The sequence below is a fragment of the Wolbachia endosymbiont of Mansonella perstans genome, assembly GCF_020278605.1.
Lineage (GTDB): Bacteria > Pseudomonadota > Alphaproteobacteria > Rickettsiales > Anaplasmataceae > Wolbachia.
Map to the genome: position 1 here is coordinate 758 of NZ_JACZHU010000128.1, position 1,149 is coordinate 1,906.

Here is a 1,149-nt window from a genome sequence, read left to right on the forward strand (position 1 = left end):
GAAAATCAATTGAGAAGAGCTATAAAAGCAACCAACAGAAGAGGCAGTACATCCCTAGAATTGGTATTAAAGAAAAAAGCAAAAAAAGGAAGTATTGAATACTTATCGCAAGAAACAATTTTTGATCCAGCAATTAATTATGACAATACAACAAAGTTTTGTGCAATATTATTGCAAAATGGTGCTAATTCTAGTTCTTTGTGGTTAAAAGATCCAGAATTCCATACTAAAAAGTACTATTTAATTCTACGAGATCTAAAAGATTATTCAGAGACTCCACACAAAGCACAGGAGAAAGCTAAAGAACTAAAAGAGAAGCTTAAGGAAAAATACCACTGTGGAACTGCTTCAAAAAAATGTCAGTCTGGCTTTAAAAAGGCAGGTTCTGCTATGGAAAAAACATTATCTGCTACAAGAAAAGCAGTATCTGCTGTTGCAAAATATATAGATCCAGCAAGTAGAACACGCGAATTGTTAGCAATTACAATAACAGTTACCATAATTGCAATGGCAGTGTTTGCATTTTTTCAGGGTCAGGTTAGAATTGAAGTAGCTATTCCTATCATAGCTGTTGCAGGGGTCATATGTCTTACTTTAACTTTAGGATTTAGTGGTATTAGAAAGCTTTTTGAAGATTCAACTAGCAAGGTGAAGAACCTTATTGACAATGATCAACAGAATTTAGCTAAAAGCTCAGAAGAGCAAAAGTCATCAGATCAATCTCCTAAAAATCCAGGTACCAAAGTGGATGATCCATTAATAACGAACCCAGCAGAATTAGGACGCTCAACAGTATAATTAATAAACTCTCTTCTCCGGGGCGATAAAATCAATCTCATCGCTTAAAGTTTTTTCGGCGACTTTTTTGTAATCAATTTTTACATTGATTTTGCCTTTCTTTTCTTCGAGCCACGCTATAGTATGTTTCATCCAGTCTTTATCATTGCGTTCTGGGAAATCTTCACGAGCATGGGCACCTCTGCTTTCTTCACGATTAGCTGCGCATTCCATAGTGATAACTGCTTGCGGAATCATGTTGGCAAGCTCCAGCGCTTCAACTAAATCACTGTTCCATATCATACTGCGATCTTCAATTGCAATGTTAGACATCATTTTTGCTACTTCTTTTATGGCTTTTTTACCTTCTTC

2 pseudogenes are annotated in these 1,149 nt (G+C 35.7%); one reads left to right on the forward strand and one right to left on the reverse strand.

What is annotated here, in order from left to right:
* Positions 1-798: pseudogene (locus tag IHO13_RS05360) on the forward strand (ankyrin repeat domain-containing protein); the annotation flags it as partial.
* On the opposite strand, the pseudogene IHO13_RS05365 reads toward IHO13_RS05360, so the two are convergent.
* A pseudogene (locus IHO13_RS05365) lies at positions 799-1,149 on the reverse strand (succinate dehydrogenase/fumarate reductase flavoprotein subunit); the annotation flags it as partial.